14 protein-coding genes and 2 pseudogenes are annotated in these 15965 nt (G+C 53.3%); 3 read left to right on the top strand and 13 right to left on the bottom strand.

Features of this window, described 5'->3' with window-relative positions:
* Window positions 1–169: 169 nt before the first annotated feature.
* The 5 genes from ACLBVC_RS15280 to ACLBVC_RS15300 all read right to left on the bottom strand — a co-directional run bounded on the left by ACLBVC_RS15280 (window position 170) and on the right by ACLBVC_RS15300 (window position 5282).
* A complete protein-coding gene (locus ACLBVC_RS15280) occupies window positions 170–886 on the bottom strand; it encodes an ABC transporter ATP-binding protein (protein ID WP_410150329.1) in 717 nt (238 codons plus the stop codon).
* Complete coding sequence (locus ACLBVC_RS15285) at window positions 883–1776, bottom strand: ABC transporter ATP-binding protein (RefSeq protein ID WP_410150330.1); 894 nt, start codon at window positions 1774–1776, stop codon at window positions 883–885. The genes ACLBVC_RS15280 and ACLBVC_RS15285 overlap by 4 nt, the downstream gene beginning before the upstream one ends.
* Window positions 1773–3062, bottom strand: coding sequence for a high-affinity branched-chain amino acid ABC transporter permease LivM (gene livM, locus ACLBVC_RS15290; protein WP_410150331.1), 1290 nt, complete (start codon window positions 3060–3062; stop codon window positions 1773–1775). Before livM ends, ACLBVC_RS15285 begins: the two co-directional genes overlap by 4 nt.
* Window positions 3063–3071: 9 nt before the next feature.
* Window positions 3072–3986: an ABC transporter permease subunit gene (locus ACLBVC_RS15295; protein ID WP_410150332.1), complete on the bottom strand. Its 915-nt coding sequence runs from the start codon at window positions 3984–3986 to the stop codon at window positions 3072–3074.
* A 171-nt stretch (window positions 3987–4157) separates the two neighbouring features.
* Window positions 4158–5282, bottom strand: coding sequence for a branched-chain amino acid ABC transporter substrate-binding protein (locus tag ACLBVC_RS15300; protein WP_410150333.1), 1125 nt, complete (start codon window positions 5280–5282; stop codon window positions 4158–4160).
* Between the two features lie 433 nt (window positions 5283–5715).
* On the opposite strand from ACLBVC_RS15300, the gene ACLBVC_RS15305 reads away from it, so the two are divergent.
* Both ACLBVC_RS15305 and ACLBVC_RS15310 read left to right on the top strand, forming a co-directional pair.
* Window positions 5716–5931: a YgdI/YgdR family lipoprotein gene (locus ACLBVC_RS15305; RefSeq protein WP_410150334.1), complete on the top strand. Its 216-nt coding sequence runs from the start codon at window positions 5716–5718 to the stop codon at window positions 5929–5931.
* 101 nt (window positions 5932–6032) lie between these two features.
* Window positions 6033–6309: pseudogene (locus tag ACLBVC_RS15310) on the top strand (pseudouridine synthase); the annotation flags it as partial.
* Window positions 6310–6381: 72 nt separating this feature from the next.
* On the opposite strand, the gene ACLBVC_RS15315 reads toward ACLBVC_RS15310, so the two are convergent.
* From ACLBVC_RS15315 to ACLBVC_RS15335, 5 genes and pseudogenes are all read right to left on the bottom strand, one after another.
* Window positions 6382–6921: a DUF2058 domain-containing protein gene (locus tag ACLBVC_RS15315; RefSeq protein WP_410150335.1), complete on the bottom strand. Its 540-nt coding sequence runs from the start codon at window positions 6919–6921 to the stop codon at window positions 6382–6384.
* Between the two features lie 166 nt (window positions 6922–7087).
* Window positions 7088–7684 (bottom strand): annotated as a pseudogene (locus tag ACLBVC_RS15320) (phospholipase effector Tle1 domain-containing protein); the annotation flags it as partial.
* A gap of 275 nt (window positions 7685–7959) precedes the next feature.
* Window positions 7960–8934 carry a porphobilinogen synthase gene (gene hemB, locus ACLBVC_RS15325; RefSeq protein ID WP_410150336.1) on the bottom strand — a complete coding sequence of 325 codons (975 nt, stop codon included), beginning with the start codon at window positions 8932–8934 and terminating at the stop codon, window positions 7960–7962.
* A gap of 215 nt (window positions 8935–9149) precedes the next feature.
* Complete coding sequence (locus ACLBVC_RS15330) at window positions 9150–11249, bottom strand: peptidase domain-containing ABC transporter (protein ID WP_410150337.1); 2100 nt, start codon at window positions 11247–11249, stop codon at window positions 9150–9152.
* The gene (locus ACLBVC_RS15335) at window positions 11236–12522 is read right to left on the bottom strand and encodes an HlyD family secretion protein (protein WP_410150338.1); all 1287 of its coding nucleotides are present in this window, start codon (window positions 12520–12522) and stop codon (window positions 11236–11238) included. The genes ACLBVC_RS15330 and ACLBVC_RS15335 overlap by 14 nt, the downstream gene beginning before the upstream one ends.
* Window positions 12523–12943: 421 nt before the next feature.
* Here ACLBVC_RS15335 and ACLBVC_RS15340 point away from each other — a divergent pair, with 421 nt between their 5' ends.
* A complete protein-coding gene (locus ACLBVC_RS15340) occupies window positions 12944–13135 on the top strand; it encodes a chemotaxis protein (RefSeq protein WP_195814489.1) in 192 nt (63 codons plus the stop codon).
* 64 nt (window positions 13136–13199) lie between these two features.
* On the opposite strand, the gene ACLBVC_RS15345 is transcribed toward ACLBVC_RS15340, so the two are convergent.
* From ACLBVC_RS15345 to ACLBVC_RS15355, 3 genes are read right to left on the bottom strand one after another with little or no spacing between them, the layout of a single operon-like run.
* Window positions 13200–14267, bottom strand: a complete 1068-nt coding sequence (locus ACLBVC_RS15345) for a TIGR01620 family protein (RefSeq protein ID WP_410150339.1) — start codon at window positions 14265–14267, stop codon at window positions 13200–13202.
* A complete protein-coding gene (locus tag ACLBVC_RS15350) occupies window positions 14264–15661 on the bottom strand; it encodes a YcjX family GTP-binding protein (RefSeq protein ID WP_410150340.1) in 1398 nt (465 codons plus the stop codon). Before ACLBVC_RS15350 ends, ACLBVC_RS15345 begins: the two co-directional genes overlap by 4 nt.
* Entirely contained in the window at window positions 15636–15887 is a 252-nt protein-coding gene (locus ACLBVC_RS15355) for a phage shock protein PspD (protein ID WP_101077026.1), read from the bottom strand. Before ACLBVC_RS15355 ends, ACLBVC_RS15350 begins: the two co-directional genes overlap by 26 nt.
* Window positions 15888–15965: the final 78 nt, after the last annotated feature.

Consider the following 15965-nt stretch of genomic DNA (forward strand, 5'->3'; position numbering starts at 1 on the left):
GGTTAACTCTGCATGATAACTCAGAAATTTAACTTTTTGGTCACCAATCTGTAAGAATTACATGATAACGGAATACTGTGAGTGAAATGTGGAGGGGGGATGGAAATTGAAAAAATAGTTAGCGGGAAGCCCGCAATACGCGGTATTACGGGCCTTTGAAAGCGATAAATCAGATTCCTCCCAGATAGGCTTTACGCACCTCCTGATTTCCTAAGAGTTCTTCCCCACTTCCGCTCAGACGTATCTGCCCGTTGACCATCACATAGCCCCGGTCGGAAAGCTTAAGCGCGTGATGCGCATTTTGCTCAACCAGAAAAATCGTCATGCCGTTACGCGCCAGTTCCCGCAGCGTCTGAAAAATCTGTTTAACGATAATCGGCGCCAGCCCGAGGCTGGGTTCATCGAGCAATAACAGTTTCGGACGGCTCATCAGCGCACGCGCTATCGCCAGCATTTGCTGCTCGCCGCCGGACATGGTCATCGCGCGCTGTTTCCTCCGCTCTTTCAGGCGGGGAAACAAATCGAACATGGTTTGCAAATCTTCCGCCGCATATTTATTTCCCACCGGAATGGTGCCCATAAGCAGATTCTCTTCAACGGTCATATCGGGGAAAACGCGCCGCCCTTCCGGCGATTGCGCAATCCCTGCCGACGCCACAAAGTGGGTGGATTTACGGCTGATATCTTCCCCGCGAAACAGAATCTGCCCGCTCTGCACGCGCGGCTGCCCGAAAATTGACATCAGTAGCGTCGATTTCCCTGCACCGTTCGCCCCGATCAGGGCCACCGTCTCGCCCTGATTAACGTGCAAAGAGACGTGCTGCAGCGCCTGAATGGCACCGTAAAAGACATTCACATCGCGAAATTCCAGCATCGTATCGCTCATAAGCTGACCTCATCGTCTTCATCAGCACCCAGATAAGCGGCGATCACTTTTTCATCGTTCTGAATCGCCTGCGGAACGCCTTCGGCAATTACGTCGCCGTGGTCGAGCACAATGATATGGTCGGAAATTTCCATCACCATGCCCATATCGTGTTCAATCAGCAGCACGGTAATGTCGTGATGATCGCGCAGAAAACGGATGATTTTGCTCAGCGTGCGCGTTTCAACCGGGTTCAAACCCGCCGCGGGTTCATCCAGGCAAATCATCTCCGGCGCAGTACACATCGCCCGGGCAATTTCCAGACGCCGCTGTTGCCCGTACGACATTTCCCCCGCCAGCCGGTTGGCGCAGTCCACCAGTTCCACCACTTCCAGCCAGTAAAATGCGCGATCCAGCGCCCGATTTTCCGCCCGGCGGTAGCCCGGCGTATTCAGCACACCAGCAATCAGATTGCGATTAGTCTGCATATGCTGCGCCACCAGCAGGTTTTCGACGACGGACATTTCACGGAACAGACGGATATTCTGGAACGTGCGCGCCAACCCCGCGCGGTTCACCAGATGCGTTCCCCCGAACATTTTGTAGAAAATCCGCTGCCCGAGCTGCGCCGGTTTCACCCAGTCACTGGCCTGAAATTTCTGCCCGAGCACCTGAATCACGTTGGTCGTACGCCGCTGCGTATTGAGTAAAATATTGCCGCCGGTCGCCTTGTAAAACCCCGTCAGGCAGTTAAACACCGTGGTTTTACCCGCACCGTTCGGGCCGATTAATGCCGTGATTGAGCCACGTTCCACATCCAGATTGACGTCATTGAGCGCCCGGATCCCGCCAAAATGCATCATCAGATGTTGTACGCTGAGAATGTTATCGCGACGTATAGCCTCACTCATGGCGCGACTCCTTTACGCACGGTAAACCCGCTGCGGCTGATGCGGATTAAACCGCGCGGACGCCAGATCATCATCAAGACCATTAGCACGCCAAACAGCAACACGCGATATTCCGCAAAACTGCGCAACAGTTCCGGTGCAACGGTGAGGACGAACGCTGCCAGCACCACGCCAAGGGTCGAGCCCATCCCGCCCAGCACCACAATGGCAAGGATCAGCGCGGATTCAAAAAAGGTGAAAGACGTCGGGTTAACGAATCCCTGATAGGTGGCAAAAAAGACCCCGGCAATACCGGCCGTTGATGCACCGAGCGTAAACGCCGAAAGTTTCACCAGCACATGGTTCAGCCCCATGGCGCGGCAGGCGATTTCGTCTTCACGCAACGCCTCCCACGCACGTCCGATCGGCATGCGGGTGAGGCGATGTTTGATAAACAGCACCAGTAACACCACCAGAACCAGCACCGCGTAGATGAAAATAAACTTCATGTTCGGGTTATAGGTCAGATGGAAAAACTCATGAAATGGCACACCGCCCTCTTTCGCCCGCCTGCCGAATTCCAGTCCGAAAAACGTGGGTGGTGGCGCGGAAACGCCGTTCGGCCCGCCGGTAAACGACAGCCAGTTGGTCAGCACCAGACGAATAATTTCCCCGAAACCGAGCGTCACAATGGCCAGGTAATCGCCGTGCATCCGCAACACGGGGAAACCCAGTAGTGCGCCCGCCAGTGCAGCCATCACCGCCGCCAGCGGCAACATTGACCAGAATCCGAGGCCGAGATACTGATAGCCGAGCGCCAGGCCATATGCGCCAATCGCGTAAAAAGCCACGTACCCGAGATCTAACAATCCGGCCAGCCCGACCACGATATTCAGCCCGAGGCCCAGAAGGACGTAAATCAGCCCTAAAATCGCAACGGTCAGAATATATTTCGTGGCCACGAACGGGAAGAAAATCGCCAGTACCAGAATCAGCGGGGTCACCCAGCGCAGGTTACTTTTGTAGTCCGGCGGACGCACATAAACCCCGGCGCTGTCCGCCTCGAACCGAGCACGTATTTTCTGGCCTGACGCAGTTTCCAAAAAAGCGCTGAGCATAAAGCGCCCGAGCATCACCGCAGCGATAATCCACACCAGCCGCTGGCTGTGGAACGTAAAACTGTAACCGTCGAGCACCACACCCACCACCGGGCCGAAAATAATCAGCGCAACCAGCCCTGCAAAAATGGCATCGAGCAGACAACGTTTGAGCGAAAAACCGCTCCTCACCTCAGTTTGTGACGTCATTTTTTCCCCTCACACTTTCGTCACGACCGGACGACCCAGCAGGCCCTGAGGGCGGAAAATGAGGATCACCACCAGCAATCCAAACGAAAAGACATCTTTGTAATCCGAGTTCACCATGCCCGAGAACTGCGCTTCGGCGATCCCCAGAATCAGCCCACCCAGCATCGCGCCCGGCAATGAACCAATGCCGCCCAATACCGCCGCCGTGAACGCTTTGATGCCGATGATAAATCCGGCGTAAAAATCAAACGTGCCGTAATTCATGGTGACCAGCACGCCCGCCAGCCCTGCCATTGCCGCGCCAATCATAAAAACCAGCGAAATAATGCGGTCGGTATTGATGCCGAGAATCGACGCCATTTTGCGGTCCTGCTGGACGGCGCGACACATGCGCCCGAGTTTCGTATTACTGATAATCCACGACAGCACCAGCATTCCGACCAGCGAGGCCACCAGAATGAACAGTTTGGTGTACGTCATCTGCACGAAACTTTCGCCAATGTGGAAACGCACCGCGCCATCCAGCATGGTCGGGATCCCCTGCTGGCGTGGTCCCTGGCTGATTTGTGCGTAGTTTTGCAGGATAAGCGACATACCGATGGCGGAAATCAGCGGCGCAAGGCGGGTGGAATTTCGCAACGGCTTGTAGGCAATGCGCTCGATCGTCCAACCATAAACGCCGGTCACCACAATGGTGAACACCAGCGTGCCGAGGATCAGCAGCGGAAAGGAGTGCAGTCCGAAGAAGGAAAGCAGCGCCAGCGCGATGGCGCACAGGTATGCAGAAATCATATAAACCTCGCCGTGAGCGAAGTTAATCATGCCGATAATGCCGTAAACCATGGTATAGCCGATGGCGATCAAACCGTAGACAGCGCCGAGCGTGATGCCATTAAACAATTGTTGCAGAAAGAATGAATCCATAAATACGCAGTCTCTTTTTGCGACCGCGATGATGAAAAGCGCGATCAAAATTAATAAAGCGTAATCGTTGCAGCCAGTTTGAACCCAGCCAGCACGCAAGAGCCGGAGCGTACATAAAGTACGTGAGGACTCTGAGTACTGCCCGGGCTCAAACTGGCAAATAAGATAGCTTTATTCCTTCACTTCCTGGTATTTACCTTTGTCATTCCATTTATAGACTACATAGTCAGAGACTTTCAGATCGCCTTTGCTGTCCCAGGCTTTCTTGCCCATGACGGTATCGACGCTATTGGCTTTCAGCCAGGCGCTGGCTTTAGCGGAATCCGTACCGCCGGTGGCTTTGAATGCGGCAGCAATGGCCTGAACGGACGCGTAGGAGTAGAGCGTGTAACCTTCCGGCTCAAATTTATTCGCGCGGAATTTATCGATAACGGCTTTACCGTCCGGGATCAAACGCGGGTCTTTGCCGAAGGTCATCAGAATGCCGTTGGTGTATTGCGGGCCACCGGCCGCGGTCACCATTTCCTTATTGACGATACAGTCGCCGGAGAAGAAGGTCGCCTGAACGCCCTGTTCACGCATCTGCCGCACTAACGGACCGGCTTCCGGATGGCAGCCACCGAAAAACACCACATCCGGTTTTTGCGCACTGATTTTAGTCACCAGCGCGTTAAAGTCTTTTTCGCCGCGCGACAGCCCTTCATACATCACCTCCTTCACGCCCCGTTTGTTGAGCGCCGCTTTGGTGGCGTCCGCCAGCCCCTGACCGTAGGTGTCTTTATCGTGGATGATGACCACTTTTTTGGCTTTCAGTTTGTCGATGATGTAATCGCTCGCTACTAATCCTTGCTGGTCGTCGCGGCCACACATGCGGAACATGTCACTCATTCCGCGTTCGGTGATTTGCGGGTTGGTGGATCCTGGCGTGATGGCGATAATTCCGGCGTCGTTATACACCTCGGAGGCAGGCATGGTGGAGGATGAGCAGAAATGCCCGACCACGGCCTGCACTTTATCCTGATCGACTAAACGGTTGGCCACCGCTACCGCCTGTTTCGGTTCGCAGGCGTCATCGCCCTGCACCAGTTTGATTTTCTCGCCATTAATCCCGCCTGCGGCATTAATGTCTTCGGCAGCCTGCGTGGCCCCGTGCCAGTACTGATCACCGTAAGTCGCATTCGGCCCGGTAAACGGCCCCGCGACACCAATCACAATATCCGCATGCGCGGAGAAAGCGGTAACCAGACAACCGGCCAGCAACAAAGAGAGCGGACTTTTCATAAATTTCATCGACATCGTCATGATCCTTAGTACTGTGTTTGAGTAGAAACCTGAACTAAAAAGAAAATTCTGAAGCTTAATTTTGAAATTCACGGCTGAAGCCAAAAGACGAAAGGTTTCCCGAGGTTGAATCAAAGGTAAGAAACTTAAGCAAAATATCTGCCAGTGTTTCCAATACTCTGAGAATGTGCCGGGCTCTGTGAGTATAGATAGCGTTCAGCCTGCGCTACGGGCAACTGACAGAAACGACGACGGGATCACACCGCACTGCGCTGGTGCTGAAAAACAGCGAAAAAGACGATTGTGAAACTGCGTGCACCAAAATGAACCGTGATAAATCAGTCACTCAGTTCACACAATTACGCCTGGTGACATTTTTATCCTTTGCTTCTTGCGGCGGGTTGTTTTGTAATGCGGGCAGAGGATTGCAACGGGAAACCACTGAACAATGAAGAAATTATCCTGCCTGACGGTGATCGTTCTGGCGATGGCCTTAACCGGGTGCGCTGGAGATTATGTGATACACACCAAAGCCGGTGATCAGCTTTTTGCCCACGGTGAACCGGATCGCGACCGGGATACCGGCATGACCAGTTACACCGACATGAACGGTGATTACCATCTGATGAATACCAATGATATTGCGGGTATCGTGAAGAAATAAGCTCGGCTGTTTTCGCGATGAAAAGCGGTGATCTGCGCTAAATCTGGCAGTCGGCTGAAAATTCGTTATTATCTTTCCCCACTTTTCAGCCGGGCTGTCTGGTGTCTGAGATTATCGATACTTGTATTGCACCGCCGTGCCATGACGAGATAGAAATTTTCTTTCAGGACGAGCACCTGGTCCTCATCAATAAACCCACCCGGCTGCACGCTGATTCATCGTCTGGATTTCGGCACTTTCGGGCTGATGGTGATTGTGCGCAACAAGGCGATAAATGCCGCCCTTTGCCACCAGTTCAGCCAGCGCACGGTCACCAAAATGCACAGCGCACTGCTCTGCGGGCATCTGAACGAGAATGAAGGGATGATAGACGCGGCGAACCGGTCAACGTGCGATGTAACATTCCGTTCTGAACGCGCTATTTATTGAGAAATATCGTTAAATCAGCAATTACCACATCAAATCATCAGGCACTTTAAAGTCAGCGTAAGGATCTTCTTCATCCTGCTCTTCCTGACTCAGCGCACTGTTTAATACGATACTGTTCGCATCACGCTGGGCAATTTTATCGGCCACAACAGCGGGAATAATCGCGTATTCACTGTCACCCGTTTTCTCCGCAATCAGACGCGCAATAGCAAGACGCCCGCTGATCAGCTGAGCCTGCGTTGTCTTATCCACATATATCTTTTTGATTAAATTATTGTCGGTGAAGTTGAAACCGATATCACCTTTGGCAATATCGATTTTATTCATTTCAACAAGCTGCTTCACCTGCGCCTTATATTCTTTTGATAGCGCCGCTTGTTTTTGCTGTTCGTTGAGCTGCTTGTCGCGCTCAAGCTGGGCCTTTTTATTCTCTTCCACCGCCGCTCTCGCCTCGCGAGCCTGAACGCGTGATTTTTTAGCCGTTTTTTCGACTTTGGCCATTTTTTTGCTGGTCACTAAACCCGCTTTCAGCAATTGCTCTTGTAAGGACAGTTTTGTCATTTTCGTTTCTAAATCCGTTAAATAATTTCAGGGATTATACCTGCAATCTTCGGGGCAGTGCCAGATGTGACCGGTTCTGAGTATTCACCACGCCCCATAGGGATAGGTTTTGCCTTTGATGAAGTCCTGAGTCTTTTGGGTATAACTGTATCCTTTAGAATGACGGGTAGCCGCCACCGATATCCGAATGTACGCCGGGTAACGCCAGCTCCGGCCACGCCTCTTTAATGCTGTTGGAAGCAAAGTTAAAACGGCATTCGTTCTGCGCCGTAATCTGGAAGACTTTATCTGTGATCCCCGGCCGCAGAACAATATTCACCTCACCGGTATCGGCTGTGTGCGGATTAAGGCCATTAGCAGGCGTACCAATCGCCGCGACAGTATCGAAAAGACCGATAAAGCGGTTTTTCCCGGCAGGCATACCGAGATATTCCACATCACCGATCCCCTGACGGATAGCCGTCACGATTGCAGCGTCCTCAGAAAAGACCCGGTTAGCGAAATGCCGGGCGGCGGCTCCGCGGCTGAACCCGAAAATATCGAACTGAAGAGTTTTTATTGCAATATCGCCACCTGATGAGTTAATGAGAGTTCTTAGCGCTAACTGAATTGCCTGAACCAGACTTGCCACTGCGTCATCGGTTTTTGCGACCACTCCGGTATCTGATATTCCCAAGCCCAGACCCACGGTGCTGTCCGGGCTGCCCGCTTTTGTGCCAACCCGCGCTCCGGGCATGCCCTGAAAACGCAGCGTAGAACTCCCGCTTATAATCTCCCCGCCGCATGTCGTTTTATCGCCGATTCTAAGAAAAAATCCATTTGCCATTATGAATGTCCTTTTACTTTCATTCAGATAAATGAAATCGAGGTATCACTCTACGCCTGGCTATTTGAGATATGAAATACGAAGTCAGAGGTGGTTTTGTATGAACTATTCCTGCGCTTAATAGTGTCAGAAAAAAGGGGCTCATGCGTAACATGAACCCCTTTGATACTGGTGGTTAGCCCAGTAAATGAACTTTATACTTTCACCCGAAATTAAATGCCCTGCTCAGCAATATCCATCGCAAAGTACGTCAAAATGATATCTGCGCCTGCGCGTTTGATCGCGCCGAGGCTTTCGCGCACAACGGCACGCTCGTCGATAGCGCCGGCCTGCGCGGCGAATTTGATCATCGCGTATTCACCGCTGACCTGATACGCCGCCAGCGGCAGCCGGGAGGCTTCGCGAATATCACGGATCACATCCAGATATGCACCCGCCGGTTTGACCATCAGCGCATCCGCGCCTTCCTGCTCATCCAGCAGTGATTCGCGCACCGCTTCGCGGCGGTTCATCGGGTTCATCTGATATTGCTTGCGGTTGCCTTTCAGCACACTGCCGCCCGCTTCACGGAAAGGCCCGTACAGGGAAGAGGCGAATTTAGTGGAGTACGCCATGATTGACGTGTCAATGAAACCGGCTTCGTCCAATGCGCTGCGGATGGCCTGCACCTGACCGTCCTGAGCGGCGGATGGCGCGATAAAATCGGCACCGGCAGCAGCGGCAACGACGGCCTGTTTGCCCAGATTGGTGAGCGTTGCATCGTTATCCACGCCGTGGTCGTGCAATACGCCACAATGGCCGTGCGAGGTATATTCACAGAAACAGGTATCGGACATCACAATCATTTCAGGCACGGTGTCTTTACAGATACGCGCCATGCGGGCGACCAGACCGTTTTCGTTCCAGGTGTCGCTGCCGGTCGCATCCATGTGATGCGAAATACCAAAAGTCATCACCGAGCGGATACCGGCGCGGGCGTAGCGTTCAATTTCAAACGCCAGACGCGATTCGGGAATGCGCAAAACGCCGGGCATGGCTTCGATGGGAACGTATTCAGAGGTCTCTTCTTCTACGAAAATCGGCAGTACCAGATCGTTGACGCTAAATTCAGTTTCCTGAAAAAGAGTGCGCAGGGATTCGGACTGTCTCAGGCGGCGAAGGCGTGAACTCGGGAACTGATTCGACATGAAAACTCCTAAAAATTAATCTGTTGCGCTGATATTTTTTAGAAACAGGAGCGCAGACAGTTCAGACGGCAGGAGGCAATGCAGCGCCGTCAGACGATGAAGCCCGCATTTTATAATAACTTTTAAACAAATGATGAACTTTCCGTGAGGAGATGTAACAGAGGCCGCATTTTTGGAAAGGCGATCACCATTCAGGGGATCGCCGGAGTGAGGATTTAACCGAGTTTTATCTCACGATCGGCTGAGGCAATCGTCGATGGCCGGTGCGCGATAAATATCCGCGTGATATCCAGCTCGCTAATCGCCTGATTGATACGCGCTTCATTGTCGAGATCCAGATGGCTGGTCGCTTCATCGAGGAACAAAATGGCCGGACGACGATACAACGCGCGGGCAATCAGCAGCCGCTGTTTCTGGCCGCCGGACAAACTGCCGCCCAGTTCGCTGATCAACGTTTCGTAGCCCATTGGCATCCGTTCGATGTCGTCATGAATGTTGCAGCGCCGCGCGCAATCCATGATCCGCTCTTCGTCTTTTGCCTCATCAAAGCTGGCGATGTTCTCGGCGATAGAACCGGCGAAAAGCGTATCATCCTGTAACACACAGGCGATGCAGCTGCGGTAATTGTTCAGCCCGGCGGTGGTGATATCCATGCCGTTGATCAGGATGCGGCCTTCGGTTGGCGAGAGTAAACCGGTCATAATTTTCATCAGCGTGGTTTTCCCCTGCCCCGACGGCCCGGTGATCGCCACACTTTCCCCCGCCGCCACCGACAGGTTCAGGCCGTTAATCAGCGGCGCGGAAAGGCTGTCGTAATGAAAGACCAGATCCCGCACGTCCAGTGACGCTGCTTCGCCCGCCCGCAGCAACTCGCGCTCCGGCAGGGATTTCTCGGTATCCGTCAGCGCAATATCCGCGATACGGTCGCGATGCAGCGAAAGCATCCGCAGCTGTAACACCATGTTCAGCAGGTTCGCCGCGCGTTCAGAAAATTGCCCGCGATAGGTATTGAACGCGACGAACATCCCGAGCGTCATGTGCCCGTCGATTACCTGCGTCGCGCCCAGCCACAGCAGCGCGACCTGATCGAGCGTGGCGATCAGCGTGTTCCCACCGGTGAACATCATTTCAAACTTAGTTTTACGCACCGTCGCATTGGCATTATCAACGTTCAGGTTAAGCCAGAAGTTGGCACGCGCTTTCGATAAACCCAGTGCTTTCAGCGTACTGATGCCGTACAGCGTTTCCATAAAATGCGAACCGGCACGCGCACCTTTTACGATTTGTTCTTCCGAAACCTGACGATAGGCATTGTACGTCGTGAGGCGGAACACCACGTAAACGGCGGTAAACCCGAGGATCACCCAAATCAGCCAGCCACCGTACAGCACCATCATGACGATCAGCCCGACCGACATAATGCCGTCGATAATGCTGTTCACGACGTTGGTCGTCAGTGTAGTGCGCAAGGTATCGAGCGAGGCAAAGCGCGACTGAATATCGCCGAGTTTGCGCTTTTCGAAGTAGTCGAGCGGCAGTTTCAGCAGATGGTCAAACAGCCGTGCTTTCCACTGCACGTCAATCAGCGTGCTCATGACCAGCGACGTCCAGGCGCGCAACATACTGACGCCGGTGCGGAAAATAATGAAGAACAGCAAACCGAGGCAAATCAGCGTCAGCAGATCCGGATCTTTCGCCGGGATCACGTGGTCCATGACCAGCTGCATCCCAACCGGCAGCAGCAGGTTGACCGATTCAATCATCAGTGACAGGCAGAAAATCTTGGTCAGCGCAGGCATCAGGCCGCTGACGTTGCCCATCATTTTGCGCAAGTCCAGCCGGTCACGCGGTTTTTCACGGGTGAAACCGTTGTCCGGCCACAGCTCCAGCGCGACGCCGGTGAAGTGCTCCGACACTTCGCGCATACCCAACGAACGCCGGCCGAATGCCGGGTCATGAATAATCACCTTGCCCTGCTTCACGCCAACCAGCACCACGAAATGGTTAAGATCCCAGTGCAAAATGCACGGCGTTTTCAGGGCGCTCAGTTCGTCGATGTCCAGCTTCAGCGCACGGGATTTCAGTTCATTGGCGGTAGCAATATCCATCAGTGTGCGTAGCGTGGCGCCTCGCGACGAAATGCCATAGCGCTGACGCAAACTTTGCAAATCAACGTGTTTGCCGTGATAGCCGCACACCATCGCCAGACAGGCCAGCCCGCATTCGGCGGCTTCGGTCTGAATAATTTGCGGCACCCGGTTGCGCCAGCTGAAATGCAGGCGGTCAGCCAGCTCGCGTACGTTATCGAGATTCATTGATTGGCCCCACCACGCTTTTCTTCATGCTGTAATACGGAGACAACATCCACTGATACAGCGGCCTTTTCTCCAGGAATAAGGTTGATTCGGCTTTCATGCCGCTGGATAAGTTCAGCGTTTCGCCGTGCCAGTTCATGGCTTTTTTATCCAGTGAAACAATCACTTTGTAATAGGGCCCGCTGACCGTACCGTTGGCCGTGCGCGGCACGCTGGCGTAGGTATTCAGCTCCTGTTCGGAAACGGGAGCTGAAGAAATAGACTCGACCTTGCCGGGGAACTGGCCATATTTTTCAAACGGATAGGCTTCGTAGCGGATGTTGATATGCTCACCGGCTTTCACGTAAGGCACGCTTTCATTTGGCAGCCACGCGACCAGGAAGAACGGGGAATTTTTGGCTGGCACCAGCTGCGCCAGGCTGTCACCGGCGTTAACCATCTGACCCGGCGTGACGCTCAGCGAGGAAATCTTGCCGGAAGTCGGCGCGGTAATTAGCAAAGAACCTTTCGCATCGGCCTGCGCCAGCTGGCGCTCCAGATCGTTGCGCTGATAACCATATTGCGAAATCTGGTTATCAAATTCGGCCGCGCGGGTGACCAGCTCGCTGCGCAGATTGGTTATCTGTAAGGCTTCCTGAATTGCCTGCGTGTTCAGGCTCTGGAACGAGGTTTGTTGCTGATAGAACAGATATCGCTGGTTGTTCAGCTGGTCAGTATTGATCAGCCCTTTTTTCTGATACGCACCGTAGTTCTGCATGCTTTTTTTCATGGCATCCAGCCCTTCCTGCGCGGAATCCACCATGCTTTGTGACACCTGATGCGCCTTCTGGTACTGGTCGAGCTGCTGTTGCAGGTTTTCCAGCGTTTCCTGCTTATTGTGCTGAAGCTGCACAATGATGGCGTCAATTTGCTCACGTTGTTTTTTAATGGCAGCCAGTGTGGTGGTGCTGACATTCCCCGCCTGCGTCACCCGGCTGACGTCAATTTCATAGAGCGGCTGGCCTTTTTTCACCGGTTTCCCGGTATCAACATACAAACCGGTAACCACGCCCTGTTCCGGGCTGAATAAATTGATGCTATGCGGCTGAGTAATAATTTCACCACTGACATTAATTCGTCGGGTGTAGTTTGCGAAGATTAGGAATATCAGTAGAGCCAATATAAAAATGGCTGTCAGCGAAGTCACAATCCATAAAGGCCAGCCAGCAAGTAATAAAGCCTTACCCGTCCAGTGGTTTTGCTGATGATCATTCACCTCTTTGCGAAAGAGCATATTTTGTGATCCGGAAAAACAGAATCCCAAAAAGATAGCAGCCAGAAAATGGCCTGCCACCGCGATTACTCTGAAACAGGATGATCGTTTATTTTCATGGTGAAATTGTCATCACTCAATATCATCGAAAGACATTACCTCAATCACCCGGAATTAATAATACCCAAAGTGAATAAGATTAATTTTTGTCCGGAAAATAAATTATGCAAATTTTATTAACTATTAATTCAATTTTAAAACAATAGCTTAACTTCAACTTTCCACTTAGGAGATTATTCCTAGTCTAATTCAAGTCGTGGTGTTCTAGGCTTAATCCCCGTGAAGACATTGCGTAAAAATTATCTCCATAGCATTACTCAATGTTTTCATCGCCCCCGGATTTTCGGGGACTTGCTTTAACAGATTAAAAGGAAGGCCTAAGATGAAACAATTAACAGAACATGATATTGAAATGGTTAATGGTGCGGGTTGGTCGGAAGATATCAATAAAGTTGCCGATCGCCTCTCAAACTTTGGTCAGGACGCGGTAAGTGACACCAGTAATGCGGTGAACAAAGCGTATTCACAAATTTCCGATGGTCTTGCTAAAGCACAGAACTATCTGACGACCTAGTGATTAAAGGTTATTCAGCGTAATCCAGGCCCCGCTCACGCGGGGCTTTTTTATATCTTAACGGTTAAACACCGGCTTTCGTTTTATCCGTTTTCACCATGCTGTTTTTCAGCTTACCGACCAGTTCCTTACGGAAATCGCCGAGTTTAGGTTTGTCACCTTCCAGCCACGGCAGCGGACGGCAAAGTTCCATTGTTTTGATACCCAGACGCGCGGTCAGCAAACCGGCTCCGATACCTTGCGCAGCACGGGCAGAAAGGCGCGCCGCCAGATCCTGCGACATCCAGTCCATGCCCACTTCGCGTACCAGTTCGGACGCGCCGGCAAATGCCATATTCAGCAGTACCAGACGGAATAACCGGATGCGGCTGTAATAACCCAGTTCGATGCCGTAAAGCACCGCGATGCGATTCACCAGGCGCAGGTTTCGCCAGGCGATAAAGGCCATATCCACCAGCGCCAGCGGGCTGACGGCGATCATCAGCGCAGATTCCGCGGCAGAATGGCTGATTTCCCGGCGCGCCTGCGCATCCAGAACCGGCTGGACTAAGCGGGCATAAAGTTCGACCACTTCACGGTCGTTTTGCGTTTCATGCAGTGACGCCTGCCAGCGTTGCAATGCCGGATGGCTGTTATCCAGCCCGGCCTGCGCAGCCAGTTTTTCGCAGAATGCGCGCCCCTGCCCCAGCCCGTGGCTGTGCAGTAAATCCCGCGCCACATCACGTTCATCAGCGCGCTGACGCAGACGATACAGACGACGCCACTCAGTCGCCACGGAGCCCACGCCCGCGACGATGATCAGGCCGCCCGCCGTGCAGGCACCAAGCGCCACCCAATCCTGCTGAACCCAAGCCTGATGCACCCATTGCACGCCCTGCGCGACGACACTGATACCCAGCACCGCAACACCAAGACGCACAATTTTGCCCCATAAACTGCGGCGCGGTTTGAGCGCACGGCTGAGTACCGCTTCGGCTTCGCCCTCTTCATGCTGTTCGTCGGTTCCGGCGGTCACCGGAATAAAGCGTTCTGAAATCATTTCGTCAAAGGCCAGCGCCGGTTTGATCACCGGGTCAGCAGGCGCTTTTAATTCCGTTTCAAAATCGATACGCGGTTTTAACGGTTCGCTCATCGCATTTTATCTCCCAGTAAAAACTCCATCACCGCGTCCAGACGGATGTGCGGCAACGGCGTGTCCGTGCTCATTTCGCGCGGACGAAACTCGTCAAAGTGAAAACCTTGTTTTTGCCAGAATGCCGCGCCCGGTAAACGTGCAGGCACTTCGCCGGGGAACACCGTCAGCGGCGCGCCATCCTGTAAACGATGGCCTTTAAGCGCGGGAAGGCTTTGCCCCTGATATTCCACCCTGCCGGTTTCGGTCGCCTGAACGGAAGCCAGCCCGGCGCAGTCCATGCTGATGCCTTCGAAGGCCGCATTTTGCCAGGCTTCCTGCACCAGTTGCTGCAACAGCGAAACCAGATTCGCATGCTGATCGCCGGTGATGTGGTCGGCTTTGGTGGCCGCAAACATCAGTTTATCAATGCACGGATTAAACAGGCGGCGGAACAACGTGCGTTTACCGTAATGGAAACTTTGCATCAGCTGAGTCAGCGCCAGACGCATATCGTTAAACGCCTGCGGCCCGCTGTTGAGCGGTTGGAGGCAATCCACCAGCACAATCTGGCGGTCAAAGCGGACAAAGTGTTCTTTGTAGAAACCTTTCACGATGTTCTGGCAGTAATAATCAAACCGCGCGCGCAGCATGCCAAGATTGCTGTTTTTATCCGCCTGCGCCAGCTGTGCGTCGTTGTACTGATGCATTTCCGGCCACGGGGAAAACTGCAATGCCGGCGCACCGGCTAAATCGCCCGGCAGAACAAAACGCCCCGGCTGAATGAAGTGCAGGCCTTCGGTTTTGCAGCGGATCAGGTAATCGGTATACGCCTGCGCAATCGTGCCCAGCAGATTTTCATCGGCGGGTGCCAGCGGGTCACATTGCTGGCACAGTTCCAGCCACGGCTTCGCCCATTCAGCGCGATCGCCCTGTAACAGCCCCGCCATCTGGCGTGACCAGTCGAGATAATTTTGCTCCAGCATCGGCAAATCCAGCAGCCATTCGCCCGGATAATCGACAATTTCCAGATACAGCGTCGAGGTGTCTTTGAAGTGGCGAAGCAGGGAATCGTTAGAGCGGTAACGCAGCGCCAGCCGGATTTCACTGACACCGCGCGTTGGCGTCGGCCACGCAGGCGGCGTGCCGTAAAGTGACGCCAGGCCTTCATCATAAGCAAAGCGCGACACGCCCAAATCACGCTGCGGAACACGCTTCACGCCGAGCAGCCGTTCTTCCCGCGCAGCCGAAAACAGCGGCAAACGTGCGCCACTGTGCATGTGTAAAAGCTGGTTAACGAATGCGGTGATAAAGGCCGTTTTTCCGCTGCGGCTTAAACCGGTGACGGCCAGCCGCAGATGTCTGTCCATCCCGCGATTGATCAGTGAATTAAACTCGTTTTGTAGTCTTTTCATTGCTCTCCCTGGCGTAGCGCCCAAACAGCGCGGTCAAAATTCGTTTAAATAGCGGTTCTAATAGTAGTGCCAAAACGTACCTGAGTGGGCCTTTTCCCACCACGCCCAGCACACGCGCCGCCAGCCCGGCCGGACCAAAGGTCAGCGCCAGCGTGATGACCACGCTGAGAATTTTGGAAAACCAGCTGCTCTTACCCGGCAGCGGGGAATTCAGGTAACGGGCCATAAGGTTTCCTTAAGCGGACGTGAGGGAAATATAGCAGCCGGAGCGTTGTCCGGCGGCCAGAGGCGTAGCGAAGAATCG

The sequence above is a fragment of the Rahnella selenatireducens genome, from assembly GCF_046449555.1.
GTDB lineage: Bacteria > Pseudomonadota > Gammaproteobacteria > Enterobacterales > Enterobacteriaceae > Rahnella > Rahnella selenatireducens.